Below are 15,319 nucleotides of genomic sequence, written 5' to 3' on the forward strand. Positions count from 1 at the left end.
GCGAACCAGGTGATCAGCACGGCCATGAGGGCCAGCAGACCGTCGAAGAAGATTTCCAGACCGGACACGGGGGGCTCCCAGGGCGGCGACAGTGTGGTGGATTTTGCTGGCGCTCACTCTATCCGCCGGGTGACGACGGGTCTCGGTGAGCCCCACCACGTCGGCATTTCGCCGGGATCTAGGGTGGCGGCATGTCCTCCGATACGAAGTCCGACTCGAAGAAGCTCGTCATCAAGGTCACCGCCGGTGCGGACGCGCCGGAGCGCTGCTCGCAGGCCTTCACGGTGGCGGCGGTGGCCGTCGCCAGCGGGATCGAGGTCTCGCTCTGGCTGACCGGCGAGTCGTCCTGGTTCGCCCTGCCGGGGCGGGCGGCGGAGTTCGAGCTGCCGCACGCGGCGCCGCTGCCGGACCTGCTGGAGTCGATCCTGGCGGCCGGCACCGTCACCCTCTGCACCCAGTGCGCGGCCCGGCGCGGGATCGAGCAGAAGGACACCGTCGAGGGCGTCCGGATCGCGGGCGCGCAGGTCTTCGTCAGCGAGATCATGGCGGACGGCGTGCAGGCCCTCGTCTACTGATCCGGCCCCCGCCGCCCCTCGTGGTCCGGGTGGTCCCGGTCGTGACCGGGGTCGTCCCACTTCGGGTCCTCCCAGCGCGGGTCGTTCCACCAGTCGTCCTCGGGGTCCCGCTTGTTCGCGAACACCGCGGCGGCGGGCGGGATCACCATCGCGACCACGCACATGCCGATCGCGGCCGGGACGGACCAGAACCGGACCACGCCCCAGGCCAGGACGAACAGCCCCAGGCAGACGCCCATCATGGCGAAGTAGTAGCGATGCCGCCGGCTCCCCTGCACGCTTCCACCGTACGACCGAGGGCCCCTGCGGAAGCAGGGGCCCTCGGGATCGGATCCGGCGCACTCGGTCACCCGGAGCGCTCGGCGTGCGAAGCGCACGCGGGGCGCTCGGAGCGGGGTCAGAGCGCTCAGACGGCGATGGCGACCTCGGTCAGGTTGCCCTGGGAGGCGACCACCTGGCGGTCCACGGTCTGCCCCGGGACGAGCGCGCGCAGCGTCCACTTGCCCGGGCGGGCGAAGAACCGGAACTGGCCGGTCGCCGAGGTGGGCACCTCGGCCGTGAACTCGCCGCCCTCGTCGAGCAGCCGGACGTAGCCGTTCACCGGCTCGCCGTCTCGGGTCACGGAACCCTGGATGATCGTCTCGTTCGCCACGTCAACTCCTGCCAGGTCCGGCCCACCGGCCTTCGCACCGCACATGTCTTGTCTTCCCTTCAGCCTTACGGGTGGAGCCGGCGGTTCAGTTGCCGAGCTCGATCGGCACGCCGACGAGGCTGCCGTACTCGGTCCAGGAGCCGTCGTAGTTCTTCACGTTCTCCTGGCCGAGCAGCTCGTGCAGCACGAACCAGGTGAGCGCGGAGCGCTCGCCGATGCGGCAGTAGGCGATGGTGTCCTTGGCCAGGTCGATGCCCTCGGCCTCGTACAGGGCCTTCAGCTCGTCGTCGCTCTTGAAGGTGCCGTCGTCGTTGGCGTTCTTGGCCCACGGGATGTTGCGGGCGCTCGGCACGTGGCCGGGGCGCTGCGACTGCTCCTGCGGGAGGTGGGCCGGGGCGAGCAGCTTGCCGGAGAACTCGTCGGGCGAGCGGACGTCGACCAGGTTGAGGGTGCCGATGGCGGCGATCACGTCGTCGCGGAAGGCACGGATCGAGGAGTCGACGGCCTGCGCCTTGTACTCGGTCGCGGGGCGGGCCGGCACCTCGGCGACCAGGTCGCGGGAGTCCAGCTCCCACTTCTTGCGGCCGCCGTCCAGCAGGCGGACATCGCCGTGGCCGTACAGCTTGAAGTACCAGTAGGCGTACGAGGCGAACCAGTTGTTGTTGCCGCCGTAGAGCACCACGATGTCGTCGTTGGCGATGCCCTTGGCGCTCAGCAGCGCCTCGAAGCCGGCCTGGTCGATGAAGTCGCGGCGGACCGGGTCCTGGAGGTCGCTCTTCCAGTCGATCCGGACGGCGTTGCGGATGTGGTTCTTGTCGTAGGCGGAGGTGTCTTCGTCGACCTCGACGATGACAACCTTCGGGTCGTCCAGGCGGGCCTGGACCCAGTCGGCGTCGACCAGGACGTCGCTGCGGCTCATGGTGGTGTTCTCCATCCGAGGGCGGTTTGCGGAAGGTGCTGCTGCGGGTGCTCGTCGGCGGCCGTTCCGAATTCATGTCCGAATGATGGGACGAACCAGGGAGGCGCACTGTTCCGAGCGGTGGTCTGCGGTGTGCAGCGGGAACGGCCGGTACGGGGTGCCGGGCCGGATCACCGGGAAAATCGGCGGCGGGCGGGAAGTGCCCTGCAAAGACGCCGAGTTAGCGCATTCGACACAGACAGGCGGCCACGCGGCACAGGTCTACCGCCCGCCGCTTCGTGAGGTCCGTCTGTCGCTTCATGCCGACGATGCTAGGGACACGGGGTACCCGCTGTCACCAGCGTATCGAATACTGAGACCAGATGGCTCAGATAACGAGATTTGACCTTCCCATGGTGGTCGGGAACCGGCCAACCGCCGTTCGGGGCCTCCAGGAGGGACGGTCGGGGGCGGGAAGCACACCGCTCCACGGTCGGCGCTGGACAGCGCGTCTCGCGGAGCGGAACAGGGGCAAGGGGTACGGGGTACGGCGGTACGGGGCATGGCGGTGCGGGCAGGCGGTGCGGTCGGCGTCAGCCGATCAGGGTCACGCCGTCGCCCTGGAAGGACAGCTGGAGGCCCTCCTCCTTCGGGGTCACCCCGGACAGCTTCAGCCCGGCCGGGAGCTGGTCGAGGGTGAAACTGACCGGATCCACCTTCTGGTTGGTCAGGCCCGCCACCATCGCGGCCACCCCGCTGAGCTGGAACCCGTCCGTCGTGACGGTGTTGCCCTGGCTGTGCACCGAACCCTCGCCGACCGCGAGCGGGCCCAGCGCCGCCTTGATCCTGCCCGGCCCGCCGTACGACAGGCTCAACCGGGCGTTGGGGGCCACCGGCAGCTTCCCGGCGGCGGGCACCATCTCGGCGGCGGGCGGCAGCAGCTGGGCGAGGTCGGCGTAGGAGATCAGGCCGCTGCCGCTGCCCTTGGCCACCGTGGCGCTGCGCAGGCTGTCGCTCACCGCGACGCCGGACAGCCGGGCCTCGAAGGAGTGCAGCGCCACCTGGCGGGTGCCGTCACCGACGGTCAGCCCGTCGGCCGAGATCCGGAGGTCGTCCACCTTCTTCGACAGCAGGTCGGTGAGGAACGGGACGTCGCCGATCGACACGTCCGGCCGATGGCTCATCCGGCCGCTCTTCACCAGTTGCTCGGCGACCTCGTCCTCGGCCAGGCCCACGGCGATCCGGTCCGCGCCCACCAGCAGGCCGGAAAGGACCACCAAACCGATCGTCGCCTTCAGCCAACCGCGCATCGCTCTCCCCCGTCGTCGCCCGCCGCTGTCGTCGTACGCGTCGTTCTCTTCGTCGATCTCGTCTTACCGGTCGGTCCGGTCCTACTCGTCGGTCCGGACGGCGCCACCGGGCCCGCGAGCGCCCCGCCCGGCCGGCCGCCGCGACGGCCGCGCTCGCACGACCGTACGACGCCCGGCTCCGGACCATGGTTCCGGAACCGGGCGTCGCGGGGCGTGCCGCCGGACCTCAGCCCGCCAGCAGCCGGGTGGCGATCCAGATCAGCGGCGAGGCCACCGCCAGCGGCAGGGCCACGCCCGCCGTCATGTGCACGAAGCGGGACGGGAAGTCGTACCCGGCCACCCGGCGGCCGACCAGGGCGCCCAGACCCGCCAGCACGCCCAGCGCCAACGGGGCGCCGACGACCAGGCCGAACACCGCGGCCGCCAGCAGTCCGAGCACCGGGCCCAACTGCTTCGGACCGGGCAGCGGCGCCGCGGCCAGCACGGTGGCCAGCGCGACAGCACCGACCGCCGCCGGCACCCAGTCCGCCAGCAGCAGCGCGGTGCAGAGCACCGTCACCACGCTGGCCGAACCGAGCACGGTGAGCGCGTAGAACCGCTCCTTCGGGTCCGAGGGCCGGAACGTCTGGAGCACCAGGACCAGCAGGAAGAACCCGCCCAGGGTGCCGACGACGGCTGCCGCCCCGCCGTCCGAGTCGGCCAGCAGAACCGCCACGTCGGCGGTGAGACCGGCCAGCACGGCGAGGGCGATGCCCTGACGGGCCGGCCACATGCCGTTCAGCCGGAACCAGCCGGCCGCGGTCAGCACCTGGAGCAGCGCGACGACCAGCGCCAGCGCCGGCTGCCCGATCGCCGCGCCCCCGGCCAGCAGCGCGGCCGCACCGGAGGTGATCAGGGCGGGCTGCAGGCCCGGGTCGATGATCGGCGAACCGGTCCGGACGGGCGCGGCGGAACCGGGCGCGACCGGTCCGGGCGCGGCGGTGCCTGGTCGACCCGGCACAGCGCCGTGCGGGGCACCGGCGCGGCGGCGGCCGGTGGGGGCACCGGGGCCGTCGGCGGGGGCCGTCGGGCGCTTGAGCGTCATGGTCGGCGAGTCGAGGACGGGCGCCGGGGCCGGGGCGGGGGCCGGGTTCGCGGCCGGGGCCGGCGCGGGCGGGGCCGGCGCGGGCGGCATCGCGCCCGACACCACCACCGGTGGGAGCAGCGTCGTCGCCGCGTCGTCCATCGGCGGGACGGGCGGGAGCAGGGCCGTCGCCGCGTCGTCGACGGGCGGCTGGGCGTACGGCTGCTGCCCGTACGGCTGCTGCCCGAGCGGCGGCTGCCCGTACGGCTGCGGCTGTTGCCCGTACGACGGTCCGGCCTGCTGCTGACCGGCCTGCTGCGGTCCGCCCGGCCGGGCCTGCTGACGCTGCTGCCCGTACGGCTGCGGCTGTTGCCCGTACGACGGTCCGGCCTGCTGCTGACCGCCCGGCCGGGCCTGCTGACGCTGCTGCCCGTACGGCTGCTGCGGAGGCCGGGGCTGTCCGTACGGCGGGGGCTGCGGTGGCTGCTGCTGCCCGTACGGCTGCTGGGGCGGCTGCCCGGGAGCACCGGCCGGCGGCCGGCTCCCCGGGTGCTCCGGCTGCCCGGGTGCCCGGCCCGCGGCGGGGGCGGGGGCGGGGGCGTACGGCCGGGCCACCTGCTCCTGCGGCTCCGGCGCGTACCCCTGCTGGGGGGCGTACGGATGCTGGGACTGCGCCTGCGGATGCGGCGGCTGCTGCGGATGCTGTGGCTGCTGCCAGCCGCCCGGGCCGGTGCCCTGCGGGCCGCCGTTCACGTTGTTCGGGTCCGTCACGCCGCTCACCCTCCCGCGAACGGCGGGAGCACCTCGACCGTGCCGCCCTCGGTGAGGGACACCGTCGCGTGGTCACGGCCGCCGACGGGAGAGCCGTCGACCAGGTAGGAGCAGTGTCCGAGCAACCGGCCGAGCTTCGGCCGGTCGGCGTGCCGCGTCCTGGCCGCCGCGAGTGCCTCCGCCAGGGTCGCCGCCTGGTACGGCTCCTCGGCCAGCCCGGCCTCCGACTTCGCCGCCGCCCAGTAGCGGATCGTCCCGCTCACCCGAGCGGCGCCCGCTGGTTCGGTGGTCGCGCCCATGGCAACCCCTTCTCGTCGTCCTCGCCCGGGCCCGGTGCCCCGGGCGGGTCCCCACCGGCGGCCGAACACCACTCGAAAGAGGTACGCGTACGGTGCCGCCGATACGCGTCCCATGATGGCGTGTCCGCCGACCCGACCGGCAATCGCCCTGGCCGCGCGGGTGCCGGCGCCCGCGCGACGCTGTGGTCAGGCTCACCCCCGGCGTGCCCGAAAAGGCCGAACGGCCGCTTTCGAGCCCTCCCGGCGAGAGAGCAGGTCGGCTATCCTCGACCCCTGAGGGATCCGGGCAGAGTCGCCCCCGGATCCTTTCGTGCTTTCAGGACGCCAGTACGGACGTTCTTGCGATTCGTCGGCCCACCCCCGGCGCGGAGCAGGAACCGCCCCGCCATTCCCGGCACAACGACGTACCGGGACCAGGACGGGGTGTCGGATCCCGGCTCCGGGCCGCCGCCCGGTACGGGACAGACCGGAAGGTTCACGGGATGGGCAGGGCAGAAACGGTGCACCAGGGGTTGCGGGACCTCCGACGCACGCCTCGTTCTGCCGTGCACGCCGGTGAATCCTCCGGTGGACGCCTGGCCTCCTCCCCCACCTCCCTCGCGTCGCCCGCCGCCGCCCCACCCGGGGCCCGCGCGCGACACCTCCTCGCACGTGCGCCAACCGGCTGTGGCGGCAGCCGTCACGCGACCGCGACGACCCGGAAAGGGGACTACCGGGTATGAGTTCTCTGCTCCTCCTCACCAACGCGCTGCAACCCTCCGCGGAGGTACTGCCGGCCCTCGGCCTGCTGCTCCACAACGTCCGGGTGGCGCCCGCCGAGGGCTCCGCCCTGGTGGACACCCCCAGCGCGGACGTCATCCTGGTCGACGGCCGGCGGGACCTGCCGCAGATCCGCAGCCTCTGCCAGCTGCTCCGGTCCACCGGCATCGGCTCACCGCTGATCCTGGTGGTCACCGAGGGCGGCCTGGCCGCCGTCACCGCGGAGTGGGGCATCGACGACGTCCTGTTGGACACCGCCGGCCCCGCCGAGGTGGAGGCCCGGCTGCGGCTCGCCCTCGGCCGCCTCCAGGTGACCACCGACGACAGCCCGATGGAGATCCGCAACGGCGACCTCTCGGTCGACGAGGCCACCTACTCCGCCAAGCTCAAGGGCCGGGTGCTCGACCTCACCTTCAAGGAGTTCGAGCTGCTCAAGTACCTCGCGCAGCACCCCGGCCGGGTCTTCACCCGGGCGCAGCTGCTCCAGGAGGTCTGGGGCTACGACTACTTCGGCGGCACCCGGACGGTCGACGTCCACGTCCGGCGCCTGCGGGCCAAGCTCGGCGTCGAGAACGAGCAGCTGATCGGCACCGTGCGCAACGTCGGCTACCGCTTCGTCGTCCCGGAGAAGCCGGACAAGGGCGAACGGCCGGACCTCGCGCAGCGCTCCTCGGCCTCGCTGGAGGCCTGACCGTCGGCCGGGCGGCCGACCGCCGCCCGGCCTGTCCGGATTCGCCCCGCGCTGTCCTGCCGGCATCCGCCGGGCAGCCGAGGTACCACTGCCCGGGCGGACGCCACACGCGTAGACTCCTCCCGTGGCCAAAGTGACGCGCGACGATGTAGCCCGACTGGCTGGTACCTCGACCGCGGTCGTCAGCTACGTCATCAACAACGGGCCGCGCCCGGTCGCGCCCGCGACCAAGGAGAAGGTGCTCGCGGCGATCGAGCAGCTCGGCTACCGGCCGAACAGCGTCGCCCAGGCGATGGCCTCCCGCCGCACCAACCTGATCGGCATGGTCGTCCCCGACGCCCGCCAGCCGTTCTTCGCCGAGATGGCGCACGCCGTGGAACGCGCCGCCTCCGAGCGCGGCAAGCTCGTCCTGATCGGCAACTCCGACTACGTGGACGACCGCGAGGTGCACTACGTCCGCGCCTTCCTCGGCATGCGGGTCTCCGGCCTGATCCTGGTCAGCCAGGGCCCCTCGCAGCGGGCGGCCGAGGAGTTCGCCGCGATGGAGGGCGCCAAGGTGGTGCTCCTGCACCGCCGGCCCGAGGCGATCGACGACGTCGCGGTGGTCACCGACGACGTGGCCGGCGCCGAGGCCGTCGTCCGCCACCTGCTGGAGGAGCACGGGCACCCGTACGTGGCCTGCTTCGGCGGCCCGGTCGAGTCCCCCGCCCCCGGCGACCCGGTCATCGACCACGTCGAGGGCTGGCAGCGCGCCATGGACGCCCACGGCCTGCCCACCGAACCGCACCTGATCGACGCGCCCTTCCACCGCTACGGCGCCTACGAGGTCGCGCTCGGCCTGCTGGGCTCGGCCGAGCGGCCGCCCGCCGTCTTCTGTTCCACCGACGACCAGGCGATCGGCGTGCTGCGGGCCGCCCGCGAGCTCGGCCTGCGGGTCCCGGAGGACCTCGCGGTGGCCGGCTTCGACGACGTGCCCGAGGCCGCCTTCGCCGACCCGCCGCTGACCACCGTCGCCTCCGACCGCGACGCGATGGCCCGGGCCGCGGTGGACCTCGTCCTCGACGACTCGCTGATGGTGCCCGGCTCGGACACCGAGCGGGTCCGGAAGTTCCCGTCGCGCCTGGTCATCCGCCGTTCCTGCGGCTGCCGGCCGAGCGCGCCGCAGGAGACTCGGCCGTCCTAGCGGCGGTCCCGGCCTGACCAGGCTTTATGAGAAGTCAACGGGCTTCTCGGGGGCTTCTGACCCCGTTCTCATCGGATCCTCATCCGGCGGGCGGACGTTGGTCGGCATGAGCGATCAGCAGCACGGCAGCGAGCAGTACGACCCGTACCGGGCCCCGCACGGACACCCGCACCCCGCCGAGGGACAGCTCGTCCAGGGCACCGTCCTCGACAGCACGACCACCGGGTACCCGGCCGCCGGCCACCCCTCGGTCGGCACCCCGCCCCCTCCCCCGCCCGCGGCCCCGCCGATGCCGCCGGCGCCCCCGGCCGCCGACGGACCGACGTCCCACGGCGGGCACGGCGGCCGGGGCAGGCGCGGCCTCCTGCGCGGCCGGGTCGCGCTGGTCACCGCCGTCGCGGCGGTCGCCGCCGTCCTCGGCGGGGTGACCGGCGGTGTGGTCGCCGCCCAGGAACACGGCTCGGCCACCCGGACCGGCACCATCGCCAGCCCGGTCTCCGCCCGCTCGGACGGCAGCGCCGACGTCGCCGCGATCGCCTCGGCCGTCTCGCCGAGCGTCGTCCAGATCACCGTGAAGACCGCGAACGGCACCGCCACCGGCACCGGCGTGGTGCTCGACAAGGACGGCCGGATCCTCACCAACTACCACGTCGTCTCCGGCGCCTCCGACGGCGGCCAGGTCACCGTCACCTTCAAGGACGGCTCCACCGCCAGGGCCACCGTCACCGGCACCGACAAGTCCCTGGACGCCGCCGTGATCACCGCGAGCGGCGCCAAGAACCTCAGCCCCGCCACCCTCGGCGACTCCTCCACCGTCGGGGTCGGTGACGCGGTCGTCGCCATCGGCAACCCGGAGGGCCTCACCGGCACCGTCACCTCCGGCATCATCAGCGCCGAGAACCGCGAGGTCACCGTCCAGGTCGACGAGGGCACCACCAGCGGCAACGGCGGCTTCGGCTTCCCGAACCTGCCCGGTCTGCGCGGCAGCACCCCGCAGCAGAACAGCGGTGAGACCGCGACCTACAAGGCCTTCCAGACCGACGCCGCGCTCAACCCCGGCAACTCCGGCGGCCCGCTGATCAACGCGAACGGCCAGGTCATCGGCATCAACTCGGCGATGTACTCGGCCGGCGGCTCCAGCTCCACGGCCGGCGGCGGCACCGCCGGCAGCGTCGGCCTCGGGTTCGCCATCCCGATCAACGACATCAAGCAGGTGCTGCCCGAGCTGCAGGCCGGGCAGAACATCTAGACGGACAATTACTCCGAGCAGGTCACCGCAGCACCCGAGCAGCAGCACCCCAGCAGCACCCCAGCAGGCTCCCGACAGGCTCTCCGCCGACGAGAGACGACGAGAAAGGGCAACCGCCCATGACCCCGGCCGCCGACGACCGCACCCCCGCCGAGCCCGGACCGGCCTCCGCCCGGCTCCTCGTGGTCGACGACGAACCCGCCCTCCGGGACGCCCTGGAGAGCAGCCTCGCCTTCGAGGGCTACGAGGTCGCCACCGCCACCGACGGCTACGAGGCGCTGGAGACCGTCGAACGGGAGAAGCCCGACCTCGTCCTGCTGGACATCATGATGCCCCGGATGGACGGCCTCACCGCCGTCCGCCGGATGCGCTCGCGCGGCGACACCGTCCCGGTCCTGATGCTCACCGCCCGCGACGCCGTCGGCGACCGGGTCACCGGCCTGGACGTCGGCGCCGACGACTACCTCGCCAAGCCCTTCGAACTCGACGAACTGCTCGCCCGGGTCCGCGCCCTGCTCCGCCGCAACGCCCTCGCCACCGAGGCCGCCGCCCGCGCCGCGGCCGTCGAGGACGACAGCGAGGTCCTGGCCTTCGCCGACCTCCGGATGAACACCGCCACCCGCGAGGTCACCCGGGCCGGCAGGCCGGTCGAGCTGACCCGCACCGAGTTCATGCTGCTGGAGATGTTCCTCTCGCACCCCCGCCAGGTGCTCACCCGCGAGCAGATCCTCAAGGCGGTCTGGGGCTTCGACTTCGAGCCCTCCTCCAACTCCCTGGACGTCTACGTGATGTACCTGCGCCGCAAGACCGAGCAGGGCGGCATGCCCCGGATCATCCAGACCGTACGCGGCGTCGGCTACGCCCTCCGCCCGGCCGCCGGCACCACGGCGTGAGCGACACCGCCACCCCGCCCCCGCCCCTGCTACCGCCCCGCGTCCCACGCCGGCAGCGGCTCGCCCGCTGGTACCGCGCCCAGTCCCTGCGCAGCCGGCTCACCTTCCTGACGGCGGCGGCGGTGGCGGTGGCGATCGCCCTGTCGGCGCTGGCCTGCTGGTTCATCGTGGAGAAGCAGCTGTACGGGCAGGTGCGCAACGACCTGCAGAACGTGCCGCCTCCCCGCGCGGCCCCGCTGAGCCTTCCGTGCGCCACGACCCCGGAAGCCGCCCTGAAGATGGTCCAGCAGGCCAAGGAGGCCGGGACCCTGCCGGAGCCTCCGGGCGGTGGCCCCGCCGCCCGGGACACCCAGTTCGTCTGGGCCGACCCGGCCTGCGTCACCCTGCCGGCGAGTGCCACCAGGGCGATCGTGATCCAGCCGGAGGACGCCCGGGCGTTCGCACTGAAGCCGAATCAGTCGATCATCCGCGACGGCCGCTTCACCAACGGTGATCCCGCCACGGTCAAGATCACCACAGCCGTCGCCACCAACCACTCCTCCGTGCTCATCATGGTCGCCTCCCCGACCAAGTCGACCGATGAGTCCCTGCAGAACCTCGCGCTGATCCTTGGGGGCGTGGCCCTCGGCGGCATCATCCTCGCCGGGGTCGCCGGCCGGTTCGTGGCCCGCTCGGCGCTCAAGCCCGTCGACCGGCTCACCGACGTGGTCGAGCACATCGCCCGCACCGAGGAGGTCGGCAGCACGATCCCCGTGCACGGCAGCGACGAGATCGCCCGGCTCTCCGCCTCGTTCAACTCGATGAGCACCGCGCTCGCCAACTCCCGCGACCGCCAGACGCGGCTGATCGCCGACGCCGGGCACGAGCTCCGCACCCCGCTCACCTCACTGCGCACCAACGTCGACCTGATGATCCGCAGCGACGACACCGGCCGTCCGCTGCCCGCCGCGACCAGGACCAAGCTGCTCGGCAACATGAAGGCGCAGATGCAGGAGCTCACCGTCCTGATCGGCGACCTGCTCCAGCTCTCCCGCCCCGACACGCCGAAACCGGGCCGGATCCTGGCGGTGGTCGCCCTGCACGAGATCGCCGACCGGGCCGTCGCCCGGGCGAAGCTGCGCGGTCCGGGGCTGGTCTTCGAGACCGACGTCGAGCCGTGGTTCGTCCAGGGCGACGCCGCCGCCCTGGAGCGCGCCGTGATCAACCTGCTGGACAACGCGGTCAAGTACAGCCCGCCCGGCGCCGCGATCGACGTCCGGCTCCACCAGGGCGTGCTGACCGTCCGGGACCACGGCCCCGGGATCCCGTCGGACGAGCTACCGTACGTCTTCGACCGCTTCTGGCGCTCGCCGTCCTCGCGCCAGCTCCCCGGGTCCGGCCTGGGGCTGTCGATCGTCGCGCAGAGCGTGCGGGAGGCGGGCGGCGAGGTGTCGCTCGGCCCGGCGCACGACGGGGGCCCGGGCGCCCTGGCCACCGTCCGGCTGCCGGGCGGCCCCTCGGCCGGCTAGCGGCCGGGCCCGGACGGACGGAACGGGCGGGGCGCCCCGACAGCGCCCCGCCCGTTCCTCCGCCGGCTCCGGTCAGTCGTTGTCGACGCCCGGGCCGATGACCTTGATGCGGTCCTGCGCCGGCGCCTTCAGCGGCGCGGCCGCCGAGCTGTTGGCACCGAGGTAGGCGGCGAAGACGTCCAGGTCGGAGGCGCCGACCAGCTTGTCGGTGCCGGCCGCGAAGGCCGGGAAGCCGTCGCCGCCGCCGGCCAGGAACTCATTGGCCGCGACACGGTACTTGGCGGCCGGGTCGATCGCCGCACCGTTCAGCCGGATCGAGTCCACGAGCACCCGGTCCGCACCGGCCTTGCGCATGTCCAGGGTGTAGGTCAGGCCCTTGGAGGACTGCAGGACCTTCGGCGAGGCCGCGTTGGCACCGCTCACCTGCTGCTGGAGCAGCTGGACCAGCTGGGCGCCGGTCAGCGTCTTGACCTGCATCATGTTGGTGAACGGCTGGACGGTGAACGCCTCGCCGTAGGTCACCACGCCGTCGCCCTCGGCCCCACTCGCCTTGTAGACCAGGTCCGAGCGGATGCCGCCGGGGTTCATGAAGGCGAGCTGCGCCCCGCCCTTGTCGGCGGGCGCCAGGCCGGCCAGCTGGGCGTCGGCGATCACGTCACCGAGCGGCTTCTCCAGGTCGCTGTTGCCGCGGCCGTTGATGTCCGAGGCGATGTAGCCCAGCGGACGGTTGGCGATCGGCGCGGCCAGCTTGGAGTAGTGGTCGATCAGCGCCGTCATGTCCGGGGCCTTCTCGACCGTGCGGCGCACGATGTGGTTCTCGGCCTTGACCGAGGGGCGCACGATGGTGCCCGTGGTCTTGTCGAGCTTCAGGTCGATCTCGGTGTAGAGCCGGCCGAACGAGGCGGCGCTGGTCACCGAGCGCGGCACCCCCTGCGGATCGGGGATGGTGCAGGCGTAGGCGTTGTGGGTGTGACCGGTGACGATGGCGCCGATCGCCGGGTCCAGGTTCTTGGCGATGTCGACGATCGGGCCGGAGATGCCCTCGCCGGCGGCGCCGCAGTCGTAGTTGTAGGTGCTGCTGGCCGGCAGCCCGCCCTCGTGGATCAGGGCGACGATCGAGTTCACGCCCTGCTTCTTCAGCTCGGCCGCGTACTTGTTGATCGTGTCGACCTCGTCGCCGAACTTCAGGCCCTTGACGCCCTCGGCGGTGACGATGTTCGGCGTGCCCTCCAGGGTCGCGCCGATGAAGCCGACCTTGACGCCCTGCGACCTGGTCACCCAGTACGGGGCCAGGATCGGCTTGCCGGTCTTCTCGTTGGTGACGTTGGCGGCCAGGTAGTTGAAGTTGGCGCCCTTGAACTTGCGCCCCTCCTCGTAGCAGCCGTCCACCGGGTGGCAGCCGCCGTCCTGGAGGCGGATGAGCTCCTTGGAGCCCTCGTCGAACTCGTGGTTGCCGACCGCCGTGACGTCCAGGCCGAGCTTGTCCATCGCCTCGATGGTCGGCTCGTCGTGGAAGAGCGCCGAGGTCAGCGGGGAGGCTCCGACGATGTCACCGGCGGCGACGGTGATCGAGTCGTCCGCCGGGATCCGGGCCTGGCGCAGCGCGGTGGCCAGGTACTCGATGCCGCCGGCCGGGGTGTTGACCGGCTGGCCGGTCGCCGGGTCGATCTCCCGGATGGTGCCGGACGAACCGGCCGGGGGCTCCAGGTTGCCGTGGAAATCGTTGATCGCCAGCAGCTGGAGGTTGACGGTCTTGTGACGCTTGGCGTCCGCGGCCTGGGCGGCGGTCGGCATGGCCACAGTGCCGACGAGGCCGGCCGCGGCGACGGCGGCCAGAACGGCACGTCGGGATCTGACGGTGAGCATGAAGGTCCCCTGCACCTTGAGAGAGCGCCCGGCGGTCGACATGCGTGGACGGGCGACGGAGGCGTTGCGCCAGTGCAGCCTAGAGTCAACGCGCGTAGCTGTCAGGACCCTGGACGTAACGACAGGGTTACCTGCTGACGAACCGTCGCCGCACGGCGGGCCCGCCGGACGGGCGCGCCGCAGCGGCCCGGAGCCGGACCGGACTGACGGGCGGGGGCTCCGGCGCACGCCGGAGCGGGGTTCAGAGACCTGGTTCGGACGCCAACTGGCGCTCTGCACGGGTCCGCTCGGCGACCGTGTCCTCCGTCATCGCGCGGTCGGTGTAGACCAATGGCCGCTCTGCCTCGGTGATGATGTGCTTCACCACCTGGACGTTGCCGTTGACGTCCCAGACCGCGATGCCGGGCGAGAGTGTGGGGATGATCTCAACCGCCCAGCGCGGCAGACCCAGCACCCGGCCGGTGGCTCTCGCCTCCTCGGCCTTCTGCATGTAGATCGTCCGGGTGGAGGCCATCTTCAGGATCGCCGAGGCCTCCTTGGCGGCCGCACCGTCCACCACGTCGGACAGGTGGTGCACCACCGCCACGAAGGAGAGACCGAGCCGGCGCCCGAACTTCAGCAGACGCTGGAACAGCTGGGCGACGAAGGGGCTGTTGATGATGTGCCAGGCCTCTTCCACCAGGAAGATCCGCTTGCGCCGGTCCGGCCTGATCCAGGTGTGCTCCAGCCAGACGCCGACGATCGCCATCAGGATCGGCATCGCGATCGAGTTCCGGTCGATGTGCGACAGGTCGAACACGATCAGCGGCGCGTCCAGGTCGATGCCGTCGGTGGTCGGCCCGTCGAACATGCCGCGCAGGTCACCGTCGACCAGCCGGTCCAGCACCAGGGCCACGTCCAGACCCCAGGACTGCACCTCGTCCACCCCGACCCCGAGCGACTCCACCGAGGCCAGCTCGGGGCTGCGCAGGGTGTCGATGATGTCGTCCAGCACCGGCTGCCGGTCGGTCACCGAGGCGATCACATGGGCGTGCGCCGCCTTCAGCGCGAACCCCGCCCGCTCCTCCAGCCCGCGCCCCATCGCCACCTCGACGATGGTGCGCAGCAGCGACAACTGGCCGGTCTGGGTGATCGCCGGGTCCAGCGGGTTGAGCTTCACCCCGCCGTCCCGGGCCGCCATCGGGTCGAGCCGGATCGACTTTATGCCCAGCGCGTTCGCGATCAGGTTCCACTCGCCGACGCCGTCCTCGCCCTGCGCGTCCAGGACCACCACCTGCCGGTCGCGGAACCGCAGCTGGCGCAGCACGTACGTCTTCTCCAGCGCGGACTTGCCGTTGCCCGACTCCCCGAGCACCAGCCAGTGCGGAGCCGGCAGCTGCTGCCCGTACAGCTGGAAGGGGTCGTAGACGTAGCCCTTGCCGCTGTACACCTCGCGGCCGATGATCACGCCGGAATCACCCAGCCCCGGCGCGGCGGTGGGCAGGTAGACCGCCTGCGCCTGGCCGGTGGATGTGCGCACCGGCAGCCGGGTGGTCTCCACCTTGCCGAACATCAGGCTGGTGAACGCGTCGGTGAGGTTGCCGATCGCCATGCGGGGCCTCC

General features: G+C 72.4%; 15 protein-coding genes. 6 read left to right on the forward strand and 9 right to left on the reverse strand.

Features of this window, described 5'->3' with window-relative positions; genetic code table 11:
- Nucleotides 1–191: 191 nt before the first annotated feature.
- Nucleotides 192–575: a DsrE family protein gene (locus ABZ497_RS07240; RefSeq protein WP_329489105.1), complete on the forward strand. Its 384-nt coding sequence runs from the start codon at nucleotides 192–194 to the stop codon at nucleotides 573–575.
- On the opposite strand, the gene ABZ497_RS07245 is transcribed toward ABZ497_RS07240, so the two are convergent.
- The 7 genes from ABZ497_RS07245 to ABZ497_RS07275 form a co-directional block, all read right to left on the reverse strand.
- Nucleotides 569–853 carry a DUF3099 domain-containing protein gene (locus tag ABZ497_RS07245; protein ID WP_329489104.1) on the reverse strand — a complete coding sequence of 95 codons (285 nt, stop codon included), beginning with the start codon at nucleotides 851–853 and terminating at the stop codon, nucleotides 569–571. The genes ABZ497_RS07240 and ABZ497_RS07245 overlap by 7 nt on opposite strands.
- 128 nt (nucleotides 854–981) lie before the next feature.
- Nucleotides 982–1,272 carry a DUF1416 domain-containing protein gene (locus ABZ497_RS07250; protein WP_093861460.1) on the reverse strand — a complete coding sequence of 97 codons (291 nt, stop codon included), beginning with the start codon at nucleotides 1,270–1,272 and terminating at the stop codon, nucleotides 982–984.
- A gap of 40 nt (nucleotides 1,273–1,312) precedes the next feature.
- Nucleotides 1,313–2,146 carry a sulfurtransferase gene (locus tag ABZ497_RS07255; RefSeq protein WP_352293668.1) on the reverse strand — a complete coding sequence of 278 codons (834 nt, stop codon included), beginning with the start codon at nucleotides 2,144–2,146 and terminating at the stop codon, nucleotides 1,313–1,315.
- 220 nt (nucleotides 2,147–2,366) lie between these two features.
- Nucleotides 2,367–2,447 carry an Ms5788A family Cys-rich leader peptide gene (locus ABZ497_RS07260; RefSeq protein ID WP_350517234.1) on the reverse strand — a complete coding sequence of 27 codons (81 nt, stop codon included), beginning with the start codon at nucleotides 2,445–2,447 and terminating at the stop codon, nucleotides 2,367–2,369.
- Between the two features lie 271 nt (nucleotides 2,448–2,718).
- Nucleotides 2,719–3,435, reverse strand: coding sequence for a DUF2993 domain-containing protein (locus ABZ497_RS07265; protein ID WP_359803844.1), 717 nt, complete (start codon nucleotides 3,433–3,435; stop codon nucleotides 2,719–2,721).
- A gap of 226 nt (nucleotides 3,436–3,661) precedes the next feature.
- Nucleotides 3,662–5,269, reverse strand: coding sequence for a hypothetical protein (locus tag ABZ497_RS07270; protein WP_359803845.1), 1,608 nt, complete (start codon nucleotides 5,267–5,269; stop codon nucleotides 3,662–3,664).
- A 5-nt stretch (nucleotides 5,270–5,274) separates the two neighbouring features.
- Nucleotides 5,275–5,568: a MoaD/ThiS family protein gene (locus ABZ497_RS07275; protein WP_359803846.1), complete on the reverse strand. Its 294-nt coding sequence runs from the start codon at nucleotides 5,566–5,568 to the stop codon at nucleotides 5,275–5,277.
- 718 nt (nucleotides 5,569–6,286) lie between these two features.
- Between ABZ497_RS07275 and ABZ497_RS07280 the strand changes: the two genes are divergently transcribed.
- The 5 genes from ABZ497_RS07280 (at nucleotide 6,287) to ABZ497_RS07300 (ending at nucleotide 11,851) form a co-directional block, all read left to right on the forward strand.
- Nucleotides 6,287–7,018, forward strand: a complete 732-nt coding sequence (locus ABZ497_RS07280) for a response regulator transcription factor (protein ID WP_329489099.1) — start codon at nucleotides 6,287–6,289, stop codon at nucleotides 7,016–7,018.
- Between the two features lie 124 nt (nucleotides 7,019–7,142).
- Entirely contained in the window at nucleotides 7,143–8,201 is a 1,059-nt protein-coding gene (locus ABZ497_RS07285) for a LacI family DNA-binding transcriptional regulator (protein ID WP_359803847.1), read from the forward strand.
- 106 nt (nucleotides 8,202–8,307) lie between these two features.
- Nucleotides 8,308–9,450 carry a trypsin-like peptidase domain-containing protein gene (locus ABZ497_RS07290; RefSeq protein ID WP_359803848.1) on the forward strand — a complete coding sequence of 381 codons (1,143 nt, stop codon included), beginning with the start codon at nucleotides 8,308–8,310 and terminating at the stop codon, nucleotides 9,448–9,450.
- Between the two features lie 119 nt (nucleotides 9,451–9,569).
- Nucleotides 9,570–10,343: a response regulator transcription factor gene (locus ABZ497_RS07295; RefSeq protein WP_329489096.1), complete on the forward strand. Its 774-nt coding sequence runs from the start codon at nucleotides 9,570–9,572 to the stop codon at nucleotides 10,341–10,343.
- On the forward strand, nucleotides 10,340–11,851 hold the full coding sequence (locus ABZ497_RS07300; RefSeq protein WP_359803849.1) for a HAMP domain-containing sensor histidine kinase: 1,512 nt from the start codon (nucleotides 10,340–10,342) through the stop codon (nucleotides 11,849–11,851). The genes ABZ497_RS07295 and ABZ497_RS07300 overlap by 4 nt, the downstream gene beginning before the upstream one ends.
- A gap of 72 nt (nucleotides 11,852–11,923) precedes the next feature.
- Here ABZ497_RS07300 and ABZ497_RS07305 read toward each other — a convergent pair whose 3' ends face one another.
- Together ABZ497_RS07305 and ABZ497_RS07310 are read right to left on the reverse strand one after the other, a co-directional pair.
- A complete protein-coding gene (locus tag ABZ497_RS07305) occupies nucleotides 11,924–13,645 on the reverse strand; it encodes a bifunctional metallophosphatase/5'-nucleotidase (protein ID WP_359803869.1) in 1,722 nt (573 codons plus the stop codon).
- 313 nt (nucleotides 13,646–13,958) lie between these two features.
- On the reverse strand, nucleotides 13,959–15,308 hold the full coding sequence (locus ABZ497_RS07310) for an ATP-binding protein (protein WP_329489094.1): 1,350 nt from the start codon (nucleotides 15,306–15,308) through the stop codon (nucleotides 13,959–13,961).
- Nucleotides 15,309–15,319 lie beyond the last annotated feature (11 nt).

The sequence above is a fragment of the Kitasatospora sp. NPDC005751 genome (genome assembly GCF_040630835.1).
Taxonomy (GTDB): Bacteria; Actinomycetota; Actinomycetes; order Streptomycetales; family Streptomycetaceae; genus Kitasatospora.